The following is a 17,294-nucleotide window of genomic DNA, read 5'->3' on the forward strand; positions in this document are numbered from 1 at the left end:
GACAAAAAAGGGCCTGCAATCGCAGGCCCTTTTTATATTCCGAAACACCTTACGGCTTATGCGCCCGCGACAGGAACTCGTGGGATTGCATCTCCAGCAGGCGACTCAAGGTGCGCTGGAACTCGAAGTTCAAGCGACCGCCGGTGTACAAGTCTTTGAGCTCGACTTCGGCAGAAATGATCAGTTTCACGTTACGGTCGTAGAACTCGTCGACCATGTTGATGAAACGTCGGGCGATGTCGTCGGTGGTAACGCTCATCTGCTCCACGCCACTGAGCAGCACGGCATGGAAGATCTTGCCCAGTTCGATGTAGTCGTTCTGGCTGCGTGGGCCGTCGCACAGTTCGCGGAAGTCGAACCAGGCCACGTCGTCACACGTACGCAGGGCACGAATCTCGCGGTTCTCGATCATCAGCACGTCGTTTTCGACCGCGGCCGTGCATTCCGGTGTCAGTGCGCGGAAGCTTTTGCGCAGGCTCTCGTGGGACGCTTCGTCGAGCGGGAAGTGGAACAGCTCTGCCTGCTCAAGGTGACGCAGACGGTAATCGACGCCGCTGTCGACGTTGACGATGTCGGTGTTCTGCTTGATCAGCGCAATCGCCGGCAGGAACCGCGCACGTTGCAGACCGTCCTTGTACAGGCCATCCGGCACAATGTTGGAAGTCGCGACCAGGGTCACGCCGTTCTTGAACAACTCTTCCATCAAGGTGCCGAGGATCATCGCGTCGGTGATATCGGAAACGAAGAACTCATCGAAGCAGATGACCCGCGCCTCGTTGGAAAAACGCTTGGCGATGATGGTCAGCGGGTTCTTCTCGCCACCGAGGGTCTTCATCTCTTCGTGCACGCGCTTCATGAAGCGGTGGAAGTGGGTCCGGGTCTTTTCCTTGAACGGCAGCGCTTCATAGAAGGTGTCGACCAGGTAAGTCTTGCCGCGACCTACGCCGCCCCAGAAGTACAGGCCCTTGACCGGCGCCTGGTCTTTCTTGCCGAACAGCTTGCCGAGCAGGCCCGGCTTGTTCTGCGAGGCTGCAACCAGGTCGTCGTACAGGCGCTGCAAATGACGCACGGCAGTTTCCTGGGCGGCGTCATGGAAGAACTCCGGACGTTTGAGATCAGCTTGATATCGTTCTAGGGGCGTCATAATTCGTTAGCAAGGCAACAAAAACGGGCCGTCACTGTAGCGACGGCCCGAAAGAATGGCAATCGGCCCTTGGTCGGGCCGCGCCGCTGATTATTCCTGGACTGGCATCAGAGCGACCCGCAGGGCGTCGATGGCCAGGTCCCGCGCTGCACTGTCGGCAAAGGCCGGGCTGTCGCCGACGCACGCGCCTTCGAGCCAGACGCTGAAACCCAGGTCGTCGCTGCGCACATCCAGCGCCTGGCCGGATTGCAGCTGCTTGGTCACCTGCCCTGCGGCTTTGCCATCGGCAAAGTTGCGCGACAGCAACAGTTGCTCGCCATCGGCCGCCAGCAGACGGAAGCGGAAACTGCCGTCGTCTTCACGGAAGCTGACAAAACGCGCGGCCTTGGCGGCTTTTTTCTTGGTGCTGGCAGCGACTTGCGTCTGATTGACGAAAGAACGCAGGCCGACCGCCTCACGCAGTTCGTTGAGGAACGGGGTGGCCACGGCGCGGGCTTTTTTCGCACCGACCTGCAGGATGTCTTCCAGGTCCGATGGGCGCGCAATCAGTTGGTGATAACGCTCGCGGGACTCGCCCAGTTCGCTGTCGAGCAGCTGGAACAGACGATTTTTCGCTTCCCCCCAACCCAGGCCCTGCAACAGTTCGCTGCGGAACTCAGCGGCTTGGGCCGCAGTGGCAAACGCTTGGAACAGGGTGAACAGGTGCGAGTTGTCCGGGTCCTTGGCTTCGCCCGGGGCGCGGGAGTCGGTGACGATGCGCGAGATCGCGTCCTTCATGTCCTTGGCGCTGGTGAACAACGGAATGGTGTTGTCGTAGCTTTTCGACATCTTGCGCCCATCCAGGCCGGGCAAGGTGGCGACGCTTTCTTCGATCAGCGCCTCGGGCATGGTGAAAAACTCCTTGCCCTGGCCAAACAGGTGGTTGAAGCGCTGGCCGATGTCGCGGGCCATTTCCACGTGCTGGATCTGGTCACGGCCGACCGGCACCTTGTGCGCGTTGAACATCAGGATGTCCGCGGCCATCAGCACCGGGTAGCTGTACAGGCCCATGGTGATGCCGGCGTCCGGGTCTTCGCCGGTCTCCAGGTTCTTGTCCACCGACGCCTTGTAGGCGTGCGCACGGTTGAGCAGGCCCTTGGCCGCAACGCAGGTCAGCAGCCAGGTCAGCTCAGGAATCTCCGGGATATCGGACTGACGGTAGAAGGTTACCCGGTCCACATCCAGGCCACCGGCCAGCCAGGTCGCGGCGATTTCCAGGCGCGAGCGCTGGATACGCAGCGGGTCGTCGCACTTGATCAAGGCGTGGTAGTCGGCCAGGAAATAGAACGAATCGGCATTGCTGTCGCGGCTGGCGACGATCGCCGGGCGGATCGCCCCGGCGTAGTTGCCCAGGTGCGGGGTGCCGGTGGTGGTGATGCCGGTGAGGATGCGCGTACGAGTAGTCATGGGTAATCGCTTATCAGACTGCTATCAATTCGAAAGGCGCGGCAGCAGCAGATCCTTGAGATCGGTCAGCTTGCCGTGAAAAAAGTGTCCGCATTCTGCCACTTTCAGCAGCTCATGGGGGCGATCAAGGGCCGCGGACCAATCGTAAACCAGCTGCGGGTCGATCACTTCGTCGGTTTCCGGCTGGATCAGGGTCAGGGCGCCGTGCTGCGGCAACGGGTCCTGATCCCCCAGGCGCATCACCGCCGGTGCCACCATGAACAGCCGGGCCAGGGTTTCGCCCTTGGCCTCCAGGCGCCCACCGAGGCTGGCCGCGACAAAACCGCCGAAGGAAAAACCGAGCAAGGTCAGGGGCAAGTCAGGGTGCCGGGCCCGTAGCCATTGGGCAGCCGCCTGGGCATCATCGACTTCACCAGTGCCCATGTCATGGCTGCCGGCACTGGCACCCACGCCACGGTAGTTGAATCGCAAAGTAATAAAGCCGGCATCGCGCGCGGTGCGCTGCAGGGTCGAAACCACTTTATTGAGCATGGTGCCGCCCTGCACCGGATTGGGATGGCAGATCAGCGCCAGGCCACGTGGTTCGGGGGAATCCAGGTACAAGGCTTCCAATTGACCCACCGGGCCAGCAATCTCTACAGGGGTTTCACGCATAAGCAAGGAAGGAACTCCGTGACCTCTCGAAGGGTCGACTCGTCTAGCTAAAAGTCTGCGCCTGGCATGATTGCGATCTCGTCGCGGTATACAGCGCAGGTCCGAGCCGTTAACGTAAAGCAAAGCCGTTTATAGAGGAAGGACTCGTGGAACACTCGCTCTTAGTTTGGTTGTTGCCGACTCTTGCCCTGGTTGCCGGTGTCGCTATTGGATTCCTGGTTGCGCGTCTGCTGCCCAATGCCGTGCCTAACAGCACGCAGCGTCAGCTGGATGACATTCAGGAACGTTTTGACAGCTATCAGAATGAAGTGGTCACCCACTTCAACAGCACCGCAACGCTGGTGAAAAAACTCACCCAGAGCTACCAGGAAGTACAAGACCACCTCGCCGAGGGTGCCAACCGCCTGGCCCTGGACGAGCAAACTCGCCAACGCCTGCTGGCCGCGCTGCACGCCGATGCCGCCCAGGCCCCACGGGAACGCCTGACGCCACCGCGCGACCAGGAACCACCTCGCGACTACGCGCCAAAAACGCCCAACGCACCGGGCATGCTCGATGAGCATTACGGCCTGAAGAAGTAATACGCTTTCAGGCGATCATCAAAAGCCCCCGGATGAGTGATTGCCCGGGGGCTTTTTTGTGCCTGTGCGTCTTGTCCACGAGAGGCCGTCAATGGCCATAAAAAAGCCCGCCCGGTCACCAGGACCGGGCGGGCTTGTCTGACACCTGGGGTTCAGTCAGATGTTCATGGGTACTGCTGCACTTGCCCTTGCTGCTGGCCGCCATACTGCTGGCCAGGAATTGCCTTGAGGTTGACCTCGACACGGCGGTTCTGCGCCCGACCGTTGACGTCGCCGTTGCTGGCAACCGGGTTGTCCGGGCCTGCACCACGTGCCGACAGGTTGGCACCGCTGACGCCCTGGGACGTCAGGTAGGTCGCGACGCTTTGCGCACGACGCTGGGACAGGTCCATGTTGTGCTGGCGGCTGCCGGTGCTGTCGGTGTAGCCAACGATTTCGATCTGGTTCTGGTTGAACTCTTTCAGCGAGCCGGCCAGGTTGTTGAGCGGCTGGTAGAAACTTGGGGCAATGTTCGCCGAATCGGTGGCGAAGGTGATGTTGCCCGGCATGATCAGCTTGATCTGATCGCCCTGGCGCTGCACTTCAACCCCGGTGTTGGCCATGCTGGCGCGCAGTTTCTTTTCCTGCTGGTCGGCGTAGTAGCCATAACCGGCGGCGGAAGCACCGACCACGGCGGCGCCGATCAGCGCCCCCTTGCCACGGTTGTTGTGGTCGATGGCAGCACCCGCCAAGGCGCCAGCCAGGGCTCCCAAGCCACCGTACTTGGCGGTTTTGCTCATGCCCGTGGAGCCACCGTCGGCCTGACCCTGGTTGTCATAAGGGTTAGGGGACGCACAGCCCGACAACAAGGCCACGGCAGTTGCGACAATAATCAAACGACGCGAGGTGAACATGGAGAGCTCCTACTTTTACATTCTGTGGTGCAGCGGACGTTAGCAATGGACCCCTGCGGGCGTTGGAACACGGCAACCGGCAAAAATTCCGTGGCGACCTGTAACACCGGCAGTCCTAGGTGCGGACAAACGGATTTTCACGCATCTCGTCACCCAGGCGGGTATCAGGACCATGCCCGGTAACCACCGTCGCCTCTTCATCGAGGGTGTACAGGCGTTGCTTGATCGAGCGCACGATAGTCGCCTGGTCACCGCCCCACAAATCCGTGCGCCCTACCCCACGCCGAAACAAGGTGTCACCGGCTATCAGCAGCTTAGCCTCTGCAAACCAGAAACTCATGGAGCCCGGTGTGTGACCTGGTGTGTGCAACGCGACACCACAGCCGCACGCCAGCTCTTCATCATCATCCAGCCAGCGATCCGGAGACGGCACCGGGGTATAGGGCACGCGAAACATCTGGCATTGCATCTCCAGGTTGTCCCAGAGGAACTGATCCTCCTTGTGCAAATGCAGGGTAGCACCGGTTTTTTCCTTCAACTGGCCCGAAGCCAGGAAATGATCCAGGTGCGCATGGGTATGAATGATGCTCACCACCTTTAGGCCCAGGGCTTCGAGGCGTGCCAGGATCAACTCATGATTGCCACCCGGATCGACGACGATGGCCTTTTTGGTGATCGGGTCGCCAATGATCGTGCAGTTGCACTGCAAAGGGCCGACGGGGAAGGTTTCGCGGATCAGCGCGGGTTTGGCAGCGTCCATGGATGTTCCTGGAAAAAATGGATCGGCTATTCTGGCACAGCCCGCGACAATCGCCGATGGCAGGCCGGTAACAAAACGCCCCCGGCCCTGGCATTCGCCAATGCCTGAACTGCCGCCCCAACACGGACATACCCATGACGTTCAACTGGCACAGCGACCTACTGACAAGCGCAACCCCGCTCGACAAACACTACAAAAACACCCAGAACGTCCGTCGCTTCATGCACGAGCACTGCGGCGCAGACTTGCGCTTCGACCGCGACTTCATGGCCTGGATCCGCAGCGGAACGCCTGCAACCCTGGGCGATGTGGTCGATGAGTGGCGGCGTCGGCAACCGTAGCCGAAGGGCCTCGTATCTAATCCCCCTCTCAAAACGCCAACTGCAACGTCTCCTTCCCCTCCAGCCCCAACAGGTACTGCTTGGCTTCCAGGCCGCCGGCAAACCCGGTCAGGCTGCCTGATGCGCCAATTACCCGGTGGCAGGGGGTGACGATCGAGATCGGGTTCTTGCCGTTGGCGGCGCCCACCGCGCGGACGGCCTTGGGGCTGCCGATCTGTTGGGCGATCTGGCTGTAGCTGCGGGTTTCGCCGAAGGGGATGGTCAGCAGGGCCTGCCAGACCTTTTGCTGGAACTCGGTGCCGACAAAGTCCAGTTGCAGGTCAAAGTGCTCGCGCTCACCGGCGAAGTACTGCTGCAACTGGCGTTCGGTTTCCTGCAGCAGCGGGCTGTGGATATCTTCCAGCAGCGGGCCGATGCGCACGCGGTTGAGGCGTTCGTTTTCCCAGAGGATCGCGCAGAGTTTGTCGCCGCTGGCGATCAGGGTCAGGGTGCCGACCGGTGACGGCATCCGTTTGAATACGTATGACATGGGTGACTCCTGGATCCGACTGTTCAGGTGCGGTCGTTGAGTGTTGTCAAAGAACGTATTCAGGGTAATCCAGGATTCAAACGCAAGAACTACGTTTCTTGCGTTTGAATTTTCCAGGCGGACAGGGGCCCGCGACAAGGCCTTCAGAAAGGGTTAGAGCCGGCCATACTCCTGCGCCGTGCGATCCAGTGCCCGCAATGTCTTGGCGACCAGTTCGTCGACCTCTTCGCGGCTGGCGATCAACGCCGGGGCCATGATCATGCGCCCCAGGGTGGAGCGGATGATCACTCCCTCTTCAAAGCCCAGGGTTCGGCAGCGCCAGGCGATGTCATTCTCGTTGACAAACCGTTTACGGCTGCCCCGATCCTCGGCCAGTTGCAAGGCCGCGACCATGCCCACGCCCTGGATATCGCCCACCAGCGGGTGCTGGCCGAACACTTCGCGCAGGCACTGTTGCAGGTAAGGCCCGATGTCATCCTTGACCCGAGTGACCACTCCTTCGTCGCGCAGTGCCTTGAGATTGGCGATCGCCACCGCGGCGGCCACCGGGTGCCCGGAATAGGTCAGGCCGTGGGCGAATACCCCACCCTGCTCCACCAGCACCTGAGCCATTTTCTTCGACAGGATCAGTCCGCCCATGGGGATGTAACCCGAGGTCAGGCCCTTGGCGATGGACAGGGTATCGGGTTCGAATCCGAAGTGCTCATGGGCGAACCATTCGCCGGTGCGACCGAAGCCACCGATCACTTCGTCGGCACACAACAACACGTCGTACTGGCGGCAGATGCGCTGAATTTCCGGCCAGTAACTCTCTGGTGGAAAGATCATCCCGCCCGCGCCCTGGAAGGGTTCGGCGATGAATCCGGCAACCTTGTCGGCCCCCAGCTCGAGGATCTTGGCCTCCAGTTGTTGCGCCGCCCGCAGGCCAAATTCGGCCGGGGTCAGGTTACCTTCATGGGCAAAAAAGTACGGCTCGTCGATGTGCGCGATGTCCGGCAGCATGCCGCCCATCTCGTGCATGAACTTCATGCCGCCGAGCGCCGTGGCCGCCAGGGTCGAACCGTGATAACCGTTCCAGCGGCCGATCATCACCTTCTTCTCGGGCTTGCCGAGCACCTGCCAGTAACGGCGCACGGTGCGGATCAGCACTTCGTTGGCCTCGGAACCGGAGTTGGTGTAGATCGCGTGGCTGTAATGCCCCGGCAACAGGCTGAACAGCAGCTCCGACAGCTCGATGACCTGCGGGTGAGTGGTGTGGAAAAACATGTTGTAGTACGGCAGTTGCTCAAGTTGCCGGGTCGCCGCGGCGGCGAGGTCCTTGCGCCCATAGCCCAGATTGGTGCACCACAGCCCCGACATGCCATCCAGGTAGCGCCGCCCGTCGTTGTCCCACAGGTGCAGGCGCTCGCCTCGCACCATCACGCGCGGCCCTTCGTCGTTGAGGGCTTTCTGATCGACGAACGCGTGGATGTGGTGTGCAGCGTCGGCGGCCTGGTAGTCGCGGGTTTCACGTGGGGTGGTCATCGCCAGTTCTCCGTTGTGGTGATCGATAGTGGCCCAGGTACCCGCAGGGCAAAAATAGTAAAAATGTGTTCGCAGGCGATGAAAAAACTAGGCAGCGATTTCCCCCATGCGCGCGCCATGTGGTTATTGTTCAGGCATGACCCAATCGTCGCCCACGCGGACCTGGGCGGTGCGCAAATTGCTTGGGATCAGCGGTCGAGACCGACACCTGCCCCATCACCCCGAGGTTTGCCGTGGCTGCCTACAATCTGCGTCAACTGAAGTACTTCATCACTACCGTGGAATGCGGCAGCGTCGCCGAGGCCTCGCGCAAGCTGTACATCGCCCAGCCGTCGATCTCCACGGCCATCAAGGGCCTGGAAGACAGCTTCGGGGTGCAGTTGCTGATCCGCCATCACGCCCAGGGCGTCTCCCTCACCCCCAGCGGCGCACGCTTCTATCGCAAGGCCCAGGAGCTGCTGCGCATGGCCAAGGAGTTCGAGCAGAACGCCCTGGCCGACAACGATGTGGTGTCCGGGCAGATCGACATCGGCTGCTTCGAGACGGTGGCACCGTTGTACCTGCCGCAACTGATGGCCGGGTTTTCGGCGCTGTACCCGGGGGTGGAGATCCGCATCCGCGATGGCGAACAGCAGGAGCTGGTGCAGGGGCTGACGTCGGGCGCCTTTGACCTGGCGATCCTCTATGAGCACGACCTGGATGGCACCATCCAGACCGAACCCTTGATGCCGGCGCAACGCCCTTATGCCCTGCTGCCGGCCGATCACCGCTTCGCCCAGCAGGCCCAGGTGTCACTGCGCGACCTGTGTCTGGAGCCGATGATTCTGCTGGATGTGCAGCCGAGCCGGACCTACTTCGTCAGCCTGTTCGATGAGCTGGGGCTGACCCCACGAATCGCCTTCAGCTCACCCTCGATCGAGATGGTGCGTGGCATGGTCGGCCAAGGTTTCGGTTTTTCGATCCTGGTCACCCGGCCACATTCGCAATGCACCTACGACGGGCAAAAGGTGGTGTGCGTGGACATCGTCGAAGACGTCACCGGTTCCGGGTTGGTGGCCGCCTGGCTCAAGCGCGGGCAATTGACCAAGCCGGCGCAGTTGTTTGCCGATTACTGCCGGGAGCAGTTGACGGCCAAGGCCCTGGGATCGGCCTGATGTGACGAGCCCTGGTCAGGCCAACAGTCCCAGTTCTTTCGCCCGGGCCACGGCCTGGGTGCGACGCTCGACGCCGAGCTTGCTGTTGATGTGGCTGGCGTGGGTTTTCACCGTGTGCAACGAGATGAACAACTGATCGCTGATTTCCTGGTTCGAACAGCCCCGGGCAATCAGTTGCAGCACCGCTTGCTCACGAACGCTGAGGGTTTCGCCGCCAGGTTGGCTCTCAACGCTTTCGCGAATCGCGACGTGAGGCAAGTGTTCCATCAGGCTCTGGCGCAGAGGCGTGGGTGGACAGTGGGCCAGTTGCTCACGCAGCCAGTCCGGTCGCTCGCGCAATAACCCATCAAAAGGCTGCAACACTCCACCGCTGGCGGCCTCGAACGCCTGGGCCATGGCCCGACGTGCTTCTGGCTCACGCCCATGGCCCAGCAACAGGCTGACTTTCTGAATCAGCGCCATCACGCTGAGCATCTGCCGCCCACTCTTTTGCCCATGCTCGAACAAGACATTGAGACGCCCTTCGGCCAGCATCGGCTGGTTTTGCATCGACTCCAGCAGGGCTTGCTGCAACTCGATGTGCAGGGGCATTTGCGGGTGGAATTCGGGGGGCGCCGCGGCCTGTTCGCCGTTGTAGGTCTGGCCCAGGCGTGTCAGCCAGGCGCCGGCCAGGTCGGTACGCCCCTGGGCCAGCCACAGTTCACATTTGACCAAGGTCAGCATGGCCAGGTAGTAGATCGGCGGCACGTCCCAGATGTGCATCAGCCGCTCGGCCTCGGCCAGTTCGGCGAACGCCTTGGCAAACTCGCCCCTGCTGCCTTCCAGCCGGGCGATCACACTGTGGCCGATCAGCACGCTGATGTCGCGGCAGGCCCGTGCTTCCGTCAGGCCGGCGTGCAGGCGGGCGAGCCCGAGTTCGGGTTGCAGGCGCAGGACCAGCAGGAAACCTTCGTACAGGGTCAGCCGCGCGCGCACCGCATACAGCCGTTGCGGCGACAGGCCCTGCAAGCGTTGCTGGCCCTGGTGGACTTCGTCCAGGGCACGCAGGATTTCCCCTCGCGCCTGCAGCACCCGGGCGCGGTCGTAATGGGCCAGCGCTTCGAACAGGGGATTACCGACCCGTTGTGCCAGTTCCAGGGATTCGCGGTTCAGCTCTCGGGCACGCCACAGGTCGGCGTCGGCGATGGCCAGGTTGGACAGGGTCGACAGGCACATCAGCCGCTGGCCATAGCGTTTGTGCGGCAGGCTTTGCAGGGCCTCAGTGCAGTACAGCAAGGTCAAGTCGCGCTGGCCGCGGCCACGGGCGATGATCCCGCTCAAGGCCAACCATTGCGCCAACATGGATTTTTGCGCAGTGGCCGAAGGCGCCGGCAGGAACCGGCTGAGGTGGCTGGCCAACTCTTGCGCAGCATCCAGCTGGCAGGCCAGGCCCAGAGCCCAGCTGTACAGCACGATCAGCCGTGGGGTGCTGACAAGCAGGCTGTCGGGCAAGTCCATTTTCCAGCGCAGCAACATGCCGACGTTCTGTTCGGCCAGCAGTTGTTCTTCGGACAGGTTTTGCACCAGGTTCGCCGCCACATCCAAGTGCCCGGCCCGCAAGGCCTGCTCCACGGCTTCGTCGAGCAGGCCCTGGGCATTGAACCAGCGACACGCCCGCAGGTGCAGGCTGGCGACGGGCACCATGGCGTTGACGGTCGGGCGGCTGCGCAGCAGGTCGGAAAACAGGTGGTGATAGCGGAACCAGTGCCCCTGCTCGTCGAGCGGGACCAGGAACACCTGGTGGGACAGCAGGTAACGCAGGATTTGCGCACTGTCGTGGGCTTCGCGCACCGCGTCGCACAGTTCGCTGCAAAAGCGCTCCTGGGGCGCGGTGTCGTAGAGGAAGGCCTGGACCTCGGCGGGCAGGCAATCGATGACTTCTTCGAGCAGGTAGTCGCGGATCAGCCCTTCACCACCGTGCAGTGGCGGTGGCAGTGTCGCGCCATTGCCGGCTTCCGACGCCGCGAGCAACCAGAAGCGTAGCCCCGCCACCCAGCCTTCGCTGCGCTCAATCAGGCTTTCCAGCGCCTCGCCACGCAGCGAACTGCTGTGCCGGTTGAGTAGGGCCAGGGATTCGTCGTGCGTCAGGCGCAGGTCCTGCTCGTGCAGTTCGAGCAATTGCCGCGACAGGCGTAAACGGGCCAGGTGCCAGTCTGGCCGCTGGCGACTGGTTACCAGCACCAGCAGGCCATCGGGCAGATGATTGAGGAAAAACTGCAGGCAGCGGTCCAGCACCGGACCCTGGGCCAGGTGATAGTCATCCAGCACCAGCAACAATGGGGCGCTGGGCGAGAGCTGGACCGCCAATTCGTCGAGTAGCCCGTCCAGCCACTCTTCGAAGGCGAACGGTTGATGACGCTGGCGCATTTTCAGCAGGCCCAGGGCCTGGGCGCCCAGCCGAGGGAAATAGTGCTGCAGGCCTTCGAGCAGGCGTTCGAGAAAACGCCCCGGGTCATTGTCCCGCGGGCTGAGTCCCAGCCACAGGCTTTGCCAGTGGTCCGGCAGGCTCTGGCAGAACTCCACCGCCAGTGAGCTTTTACCAAACCCGGCCGGGGCGCTGACCAGCAGCAGTCGCCCGGTCAAACCGGCACTCAGCCGCTCGCACAACCGCGGCCGCAGAATGTGGCCGTCGGGCAAGGGGGGGCGGTAAAAGCGCCCTTCCAGCATCGGCACGGCCGGGCCAGGAGGGCTGTGGATTCGGAACAGGTCAGTCATAGCCAACTCTTATTGAAGTGCTGTTGTCGGCATTGCAGATGTCCGCAGACTAGCGGCAAACCGCCAGGGTTTGAAGGCAATTGCTACAAATGGCTACAAAAAGTCTGAGCGCCCTCTGCCGCCGTCGCCGATTCGGTGGGTGTCGATCACTTTATCCAAGGCAAAAAAAACGCCCCGAACCAGTCGGGGCGTTTTTCGAGGATGCGGCCTCTGGTGCAGCGTATTAGCGAACACCTTCCTGACGCAGTGCGGCCGGGGTGAAATCGCTGGTGGTGGCGGTGAAGCCGAAGTCGTAAGCCTGTTTCTCTTCGTTCTTCATGCCCAGTGCCAGGTAACGGCCGGACTGCAGGTCGTAGAGGGTTTCCAGGGCATACCACGGCACTTGTTTGTCGTAGTAGTCCTCGGCATGGGCTTCGGCCACGCGCCACAGTTGACCACGACCGTCGTAGTGGTCGATGACCGCAGCTTGCCAGGTGTCTTCGTCGATGTAGAAGTCACGCTTGGCGTAGATGTGACGCTGGCCTTCCTTCAGGGTCGCAACCACATGCCACACGCGGCGCAGCTCGTAGCGGGCCAGGTCCTGGTTGATGTGCCCGGCCTTGATGATGTCGGAGTACTTGAGCTTCGGATCGTCAAGCTTGTAGCTGTCGGAGGCGATGTACATCTCTTTCTTGCCTTCGAGCTTCCAGTCGTAGCGGTCCGGTGCACCGTTGAACATGTCCAGGTTGTCGGAGGTCCGCAGGCCGTCGGCTGCAGTACCCGGGCCATCATAGGACACTTGCGGGGCACGGCGCACACGACGCTGGCCGGCGTTGTAGACCCACGCCGAACGCGGCTCCTTGACCTGGTCGAGGGTCTCGTGGACCAGCAACACACCACCGGCCAGACGCGCCGGCGCGGTTACTTTCTGCTTGAAGTAGAACAGGATGTTGCCCGGGTTTTTTGGGTCGTAGTCCTTCATTTTGTCGCGGAACACGAACTGGTCCTGGAAGTACACCAGGCTGTAGGAGCCGTTGGCTTGTGGCGTGGCCTGGGTGACCAGGCGGGTCACGCTGCCACCACGGTAGCGGGTGATGTGGTTCCAGATCACTTCCACACCGGTTTTCGGGATTGGGAACGGCACGGCCGTTTCGAAGTTTTCCAGGCCGTTGCCACCCGATACAAGGGTGGTGTTGGTGGCGTTGCGCTTGATGGACGCGAACACTTCAGGCGGCACGGTGGCGCCACGGTGAGAGGTGTACACCGGCATCTTGAAGGTTTCCGGGTAACGCTTGAACATCGCGTATTGGCCCGGCGCCAGCTTTTCCTTGTACTTGTCGACGTTCTGCGCGGTGATGGTGAACAGCGGTTGCTCGCTGGCATAGGGATTGGACAGGAAGCCCTTGCTGTCTACCGTGCCGGCATTCTTGGCCAGGGGTTTCCAGCTCGGAATCGAGCCATCGGCATTGCCGGTCATTTCCGCGCCCATCGGCGTCAGGCTCTTGCCCAGCTTATCGGCTTCGGCTGCCGGAACGGCGCCCATGACGCCGGTCGCCAGCAACGAAAGCCCCAGTCCTGCGACGTACACCAGATTCTTGGTTATTTTCATTTCTTGTTCGTCCTGAAGAAGCAGTGCTTAGAAGTTCACGCCGACGCTGAGCGCGACGAAGTCACGGTCATCCACGGTGGTGTACTTGCCGTCGAAGAAGTTGGTGTAGGCCAGGCTCGCGGTGTAGGTGTTCTGGTACTCGGCATCCAGACCCAGACTGACGGCCTTGCGACCTTCCTCGAAGTTGCCGCCAGGACCCGGCGAGTAGCCGCTGACGTCATGGGACCAGGCCACGTTCGGCTTGAGGTTGACCCCGGCGAATACGTCGTTGTAATCCCAGATCGCACGACCACGGTAGCCCCAGGAGGTTGGCGTGGTGAAACCTTCATCGTTGCAATTGCGGGTCGCGTTGTTGGTGGCGGTCCCTGGACCGGCACCGGCGATGGTCCGGCCGTTGAGGAATTCGCAGGAAGCACCTGGCAGTTCGCCCGGACCATAGACCGGGTCACGGCCGTAACGGACATCGGAGGTGCTTTCCAGCCCACCGACGTGAGTCACGCCGACTTCACCGACCACGGTCAAGCGGCTGGCGCCCATCACCTGGTCAAAGAAGTGCGTCAGGGTGGTCTGGAACTGGGTCACTTCCTTGCGGCGATAGCCGTGCAGGTCGGAACCCGGTGCTGCCGACAGCAGCGAAGCGTTGGCCAGCGCGCCGCCCAATGGACGAACCCCGGCGAACAGGATGTCGGTGGAGTTGAGTTGTACCGGTGCATTCGGACGGTAGCTCAATTCACCTTGCCACGCCGTGCCGGTAGGCAAGGTGGTGGAGAAACTCAGGCCGTAGAGGCGAATGTCTTCAGGGTATTCGACGAAGTACTGCGAGTTGCCCGCCACCAGCAGTGGCCCGAGCGCAGCGAATGGCCCCGGCAACGACGCGGCGGTGTTGTAGACCGACTGCGAGGCCCCCGTGGCGCTGAAGATCGGCGCACGGCTGTGGTAGTTCATGAAATAGGCACCGAACTCGGTGTCCAGCGGATCGAACATGTACTTGAAGGACGCGCCCCACTGGCCGCTGTCCCGTGCATCACGGTCCGGACCGCGGCGCACCAGTACACCTTCCTCATTGACGTCGACACCGTTCGCAGCCAATGGCCCCAGGGCGATGGCCGGAATGGTCGAACGCTTGTTCAGTACGCGCAGGTTGTTGTCGCAACCGTCGGCGACGATGTCCGGCTGGGAGAAGAAGGTGCCGCAGTTATCGACAACGGTCTGGTCCCATTCCAGTTGATAGAACGCCTCGGCCGAGAGGTTTTCGGTCAGGCTCTGGGACACGTAGAACATGTTGACCGGGATCAGGCCTTCCTTGATCTCGGCACCCGGACGACGGAATGCGGACACATCGATCGGGTTGATTGAGTTGATGCCGCCGCCGATGAAGGTACTTTCACCCCAACTGACCACCTGTTTGCCCAGACGCACGGAGCCCGGCTGATCGGCAATCGCGTAGTTGTGGTAGACGAAGGCGTCGAGGATCTGCCCGCCGGAGGACTTGGCGCCTTCCTTGCGGTTGTCGTTGCTGACGTCCTTGAATTCCAGCTCCTCGTTCTGCAGCGCGAAGTCATACCAGTACTTGCCCCGGACAAACACGCCGGTGTCACCGTACTTCAGTTCAAGGTCATGAATGCCTTTGAAGATCTTCGAGAACGCTTGCCCGCTCTTGAAGTTCAAGTGGCCGTCATCGGAGGTCTGGGACAGACCGTGCCCACCGTTGTTGACGCCGATGAGGTTCTTGTTTGGCGATTGGGTCGACACACTCATGCCCAACGAGAGGGACGAGTCGAATTGACCTTCGATTTCACCAACGTTGAAACTGACGCCGAATGCAGGCCCGGCGAGCGTAGAGGCGAGACTGACCGCCAAGGGCAGTTTCGCCCGGCGCCAGAACTGGTTTACTGATGTCATCGACGCTACTCCATGTGCTTTTATTGTTATGGCAGTGAGCACTTTTAAAAACGCTCTGGAGGACAGTGAGCCATGCGCTCGCGAAGTCATCCAAAGTTGCATCGCCCCTGTTCGTGCGTGCGTCTCGCTCTTAAAAATCCTTGAACGGACTATATCCAGCAGGCTGTACTGCTTGATCCCTCTAAAGTGTGATTTGCAGCCCCCAACCACTCTGGAACGGTCCTTCTGCCAGTCCGGCAGATGCCGGCACGGCAAGGATGGCTGAAAATTCGGAATTAACAAGCCAAGCGCTTGCTTGGTGGGCGTGTCGTGCCCTTTCGGGCACGACACAGGAGACTTAAAGCGTCGACAGGAAGGTGCTGTTGTTGGCCTGCCACTGTGTGATGTCGAGGCGAATGCGTTTCTTGTCGAGCTTGCCGACACTGGTCTTGGGAATTTCCGTAACAAGGGCGATCTGACTCGGGATGGCCCACTTGCTCAGGTGGCCCAATTCGACGAATGGCTTGAGGTGCTCCTTGAGTTCCTTGGCCCCAATCACGTGGCCCTCACGGATCACCAACAAGGCAAACGGGCGCTCTCCCCACTGCGGATCGGGAATGCCCACTACTGCTACTTCACGTACCGCCACGTGCCGGCTGATCAAGTCCTCGAGGTCCAGGGACGAGATCCACTCGCCGCCGGTCTTGATCACGTCCTTGATCCGGTCGCGGATGTCGATCACTCCCATGCTGTCCAGGGTCGCGACGTCCCCGGTATGCAGCCAGCCCCCGGCCCAGAGTTCTGCGCCCTTCTGCGGCTCGTTGAAATAACCTTCGGTGAGCCACGGTGCGCGCAGTACCAACTCGCCCTGGGACTCGCCATCGGCCGGCAGAAAGTTACCCTCGGCGTCGATTACTGCCGCATCCACCAATGGCACCGGCACCCCGGCCTTGATCCGGTAGGTGGTGCGTTCGTCCTCGGTACCGGCCATCAACTCATCGTTGAGGTGGGCACAGGACACCAGCGGCCCGGTTTCCGACATGCCGTAGGCCGCAGTGAGCTGAATCCCCTTGGCCTTGGCCGCTTCGTACAGCGCACGGTTCAGCGCGCTGCCGCCAATGACGATTTTCCAGCCCGCAAAATCGGTGCTTTGCGCCGCCTTGGAGTTGAGCAGCATTTGCAGGATGGTCGGTACGCAGTGGGAGAAGCTGACTTTTTCCTTGCGCCACAGCTCCACCAGGTATTCCGGGTCGTAACGGCCAGGGTAGACCTGCTTGAGGCCAAGCATGGTGGCCACATAAGGCAGGCCCCAGGCGTGGACGTGGAACATCGGGGTGATGGGCATGTACACATCGTTGGTCCCCAGCAGGCGCACGCTGTCGATGCTGCCCATGATCGTCGACACGCCCATGGTGTGCAGCACCAGTTGCCGGTGGGTGAAGTACACCCCCTTGGGGTTGCCGGTGGTGCCAGTGGTGTAGAAGGTAGTCGCTACCGAGTTCTCATCGAAGTCGGCGAAATCGTACTGCGGGCTCGCCCCCGCCAGCAGTTGCTCGTACTCACCCACCAGGTTTGGCAGCTCGGCAGTCTTTTGCGGCAAGTCGGTGAGCAGGAGGGTTTTCTCCACCGTGGTCAGGTGCCCGGCGATGGCCTGGTACAACCCGACGAACTCACTGTTGACCAGCACGAAGCGGTCCTCGGCGTGGTTCATGGTGTAGAGGATCTGCTCAGGCGACAGGCGTACGTTGATGGTGTGGATCACCGCGCCGATCATCGGGATGGCGAACATGCATTCCAGGTAACGATGGCTGTCCCAGTCCATCACCGCCACGGTATCACCGGCCTTGACCCCTGCCGCCGTCAGCACGTTGGCCAGCCGCGCGACGCGCTCGATCAGGGTCGGATAGCTGTAGCGCAACTGGTCGCGGTAGACAATCTCGCGGGTTTTCTCATACCGACTGCCCGACATCAGCAATCGCTTGATCAACAGCGGGTATCGATAAGCACCTTCGGCTGGCGGAATAACGCGAGTCTGCAACATAAGC

14 protein-coding genes are annotated in these 17,294 nt (G+C 61.4%); 3 read left to right on the forward strand and 11 right to left on the reverse strand.

The window, feature by feature from the left end:
- Nucleotides 1–49: 49 nt before the first annotated feature.
- The 3 genes from zapE to QMK50_RS09365 all read right to left on the reverse strand — a co-directional run bounded on the left by zapE (nt 50) and on the right by QMK50_RS09365 (nt 3,244).
- Complete coding sequence (gene zapE, locus QMK50_RS09355; RefSeq protein WP_095168959.1) at nt 50–1,144, reverse strand: cell division protein ZapE; 1,095 nt, start codon at nt 1,142–1,144, stop codon at nt 50–52.
- Nucleotides 1,145–1,234: 90 nt separating this feature from the next.
- Complete coding sequence (locus QMK50_RS09360; RefSeq protein ID WP_095168960.1) at nt 1,235–2,590, reverse strand: tryptophan--tRNA ligase; 1,356 nt, start codon at nt 2,588–2,590, stop codon at nt 1,235–1,237.
- A 24-nt stretch (nt 2,591–2,614) separates the two neighbouring features.
- On the reverse strand, nt 2,615–3,244 hold the full coding sequence (locus QMK50_RS09365) for an alpha/beta hydrolase (RefSeq protein ID WP_159997911.1): 630 nt from the start codon (nt 3,242–3,244) through the stop codon (nt 2,615–2,617).
- Between the two features lie 146 nt (nt 3,245–3,390).
- Here QMK50_RS09365 and QMK50_RS09370 point away from each other — a divergent pair, with 146 nt between their 5' ends.
- Nucleotides 3,391–3,825 carry a YhcB family protein gene (locus tag QMK50_RS09370; protein ID WP_095168962.1) on the forward strand — a complete coding sequence of 145 codons (435 nt, stop codon included), beginning with the start codon at nt 3,391–3,393 and terminating at the stop codon, nt 3,823–3,825.
- Nucleotides 3,826–3,989: 164 nt separating this feature from the next.
- Here QMK50_RS09370 and QMK50_RS09375 read toward each other — a convergent pair whose 3' ends face one another.
- Nucleotides 3,990–4,718, reverse strand: a complete 729-nt coding sequence (locus QMK50_RS09375; protein ID WP_095168963.1) for an OmpA family protein — start codon at nt 4,716–4,718, stop codon at nt 3,990–3,992.
- Nucleotides 4,719–4,833: 115 nt separating this feature from the next.
- Nucleotides 4,834–5,478, reverse strand: coding sequence for an MBL fold metallo-hydrolase (locus tag QMK50_RS09380; RefSeq protein WP_320332998.1), 645 nt, complete (start codon nt 5,476–5,478; stop codon nt 4,834–4,836).
- A 134-nt stretch (nt 5,479–5,612) separates the two neighbouring features.
- Between QMK50_RS09380 and QMK50_RS09385 the strand changes: the two genes are divergently transcribed.
- On the forward strand, nt 5,613–5,819 hold the full coding sequence (locus QMK50_RS09385) for a DUF6434 domain-containing protein (RefSeq protein ID WP_320332999.1): 207 nt from the start codon (nt 5,613–5,615) through the stop codon (nt 5,817–5,819).
- A gap of 28 nt (nt 5,820–5,847) precedes the next feature.
- Here the strand turns inward: QMK50_RS09385 and QMK50_RS09390 are convergent, their stop codons facing one another.
- Complete coding sequence (locus QMK50_RS09390) at nt 5,848–6,348, reverse strand: methylated-DNA--[protein]-cysteine S-methyltransferase (RefSeq protein WP_159997915.1); 501 nt, start codon at nt 6,346–6,348, stop codon at nt 5,848–5,850.
- A 153-nt stretch (nt 6,349–6,501) separates the two neighbouring features.
- Entirely contained in the window at nt 6,502–7,872 is a 1,371-nt protein-coding gene (locus QMK50_RS09395) for an aspartate aminotransferase family protein (RefSeq protein WP_159997917.1), read from the reverse strand.
- 233 nt (nt 7,873–8,105) lie between these two features.
- On the opposite strand from QMK50_RS09395, the gene QMK50_RS09400 reads away from it, so the two are divergent.
- Nucleotides 8,106–9,026, forward strand: coding sequence for a LysR family transcriptional regulator (locus QMK50_RS09400; RefSeq protein ID WP_095168968.1), 921 nt, complete (start codon nt 8,106–8,108; stop codon nt 9,024–9,026).
- Nucleotides 9,027–9,041: 15 nt separating this feature from the next.
- On the opposite strand, the gene QMK50_RS09405 is transcribed toward QMK50_RS09400, so the two are convergent.
- The 4 genes from QMK50_RS09405 to QMK50_RS09420 all read right to left on the reverse strand — a co-directional run bounded on the left by QMK50_RS09405 (nt 9,042) and on the right by QMK50_RS09420 (nt 17,290).
- Nucleotides 9,042–11,780 (reverse strand): LuxR C-terminal-related transcriptional regulator, encoded by a 2,739-nt coding sequence (locus QMK50_RS09405; RefSeq protein ID WP_320333000.1) that lies wholly within the window; start codon nt 11,778–11,780, stop codon nt 9,042–9,044.
- Nucleotides 11,781–12,003: 223 nt separating this feature from the next.
- Complete coding sequence (locus tag QMK50_RS09410; RefSeq protein WP_159997921.1) at nt 12,004–13,368, reverse strand: DUF1329 domain-containing protein; 1,365 nt, start codon at nt 13,366–13,368, stop codon at nt 12,004–12,006.
- A gap of 27 nt (nt 13,369–13,395) precedes the next feature.
- On the reverse strand, nt 13,396–15,270 hold the full coding sequence (locus tag QMK50_RS09415) for a DUF1302 domain-containing protein (protein WP_159997923.1): 1,875 nt from the start codon (nt 15,268–15,270) through the stop codon (nt 13,396–13,398).
- A gap of 337 nt (nt 15,271–15,607) precedes the next feature.
- Nucleotides 15,608–17,290, reverse strand: coding sequence for a fatty acid--CoA ligase (locus QMK50_RS09420; RefSeq protein WP_320333001.1), 1,683 nt, complete (start codon nt 17,288–17,290; stop codon nt 15,608–15,610).
- Between the last annotated feature and the right edge of the window lie 4 nt (nt 17,291–17,294).

Source organism: Pseudomonas sp. P5_152 (assembly GCF_033989915.1).
Classification (GTDB): Bacteria; Pseudomonadota; Gammaproteobacteria; order Pseudomonadales; family Pseudomonadaceae; genus Aquipseudomonas.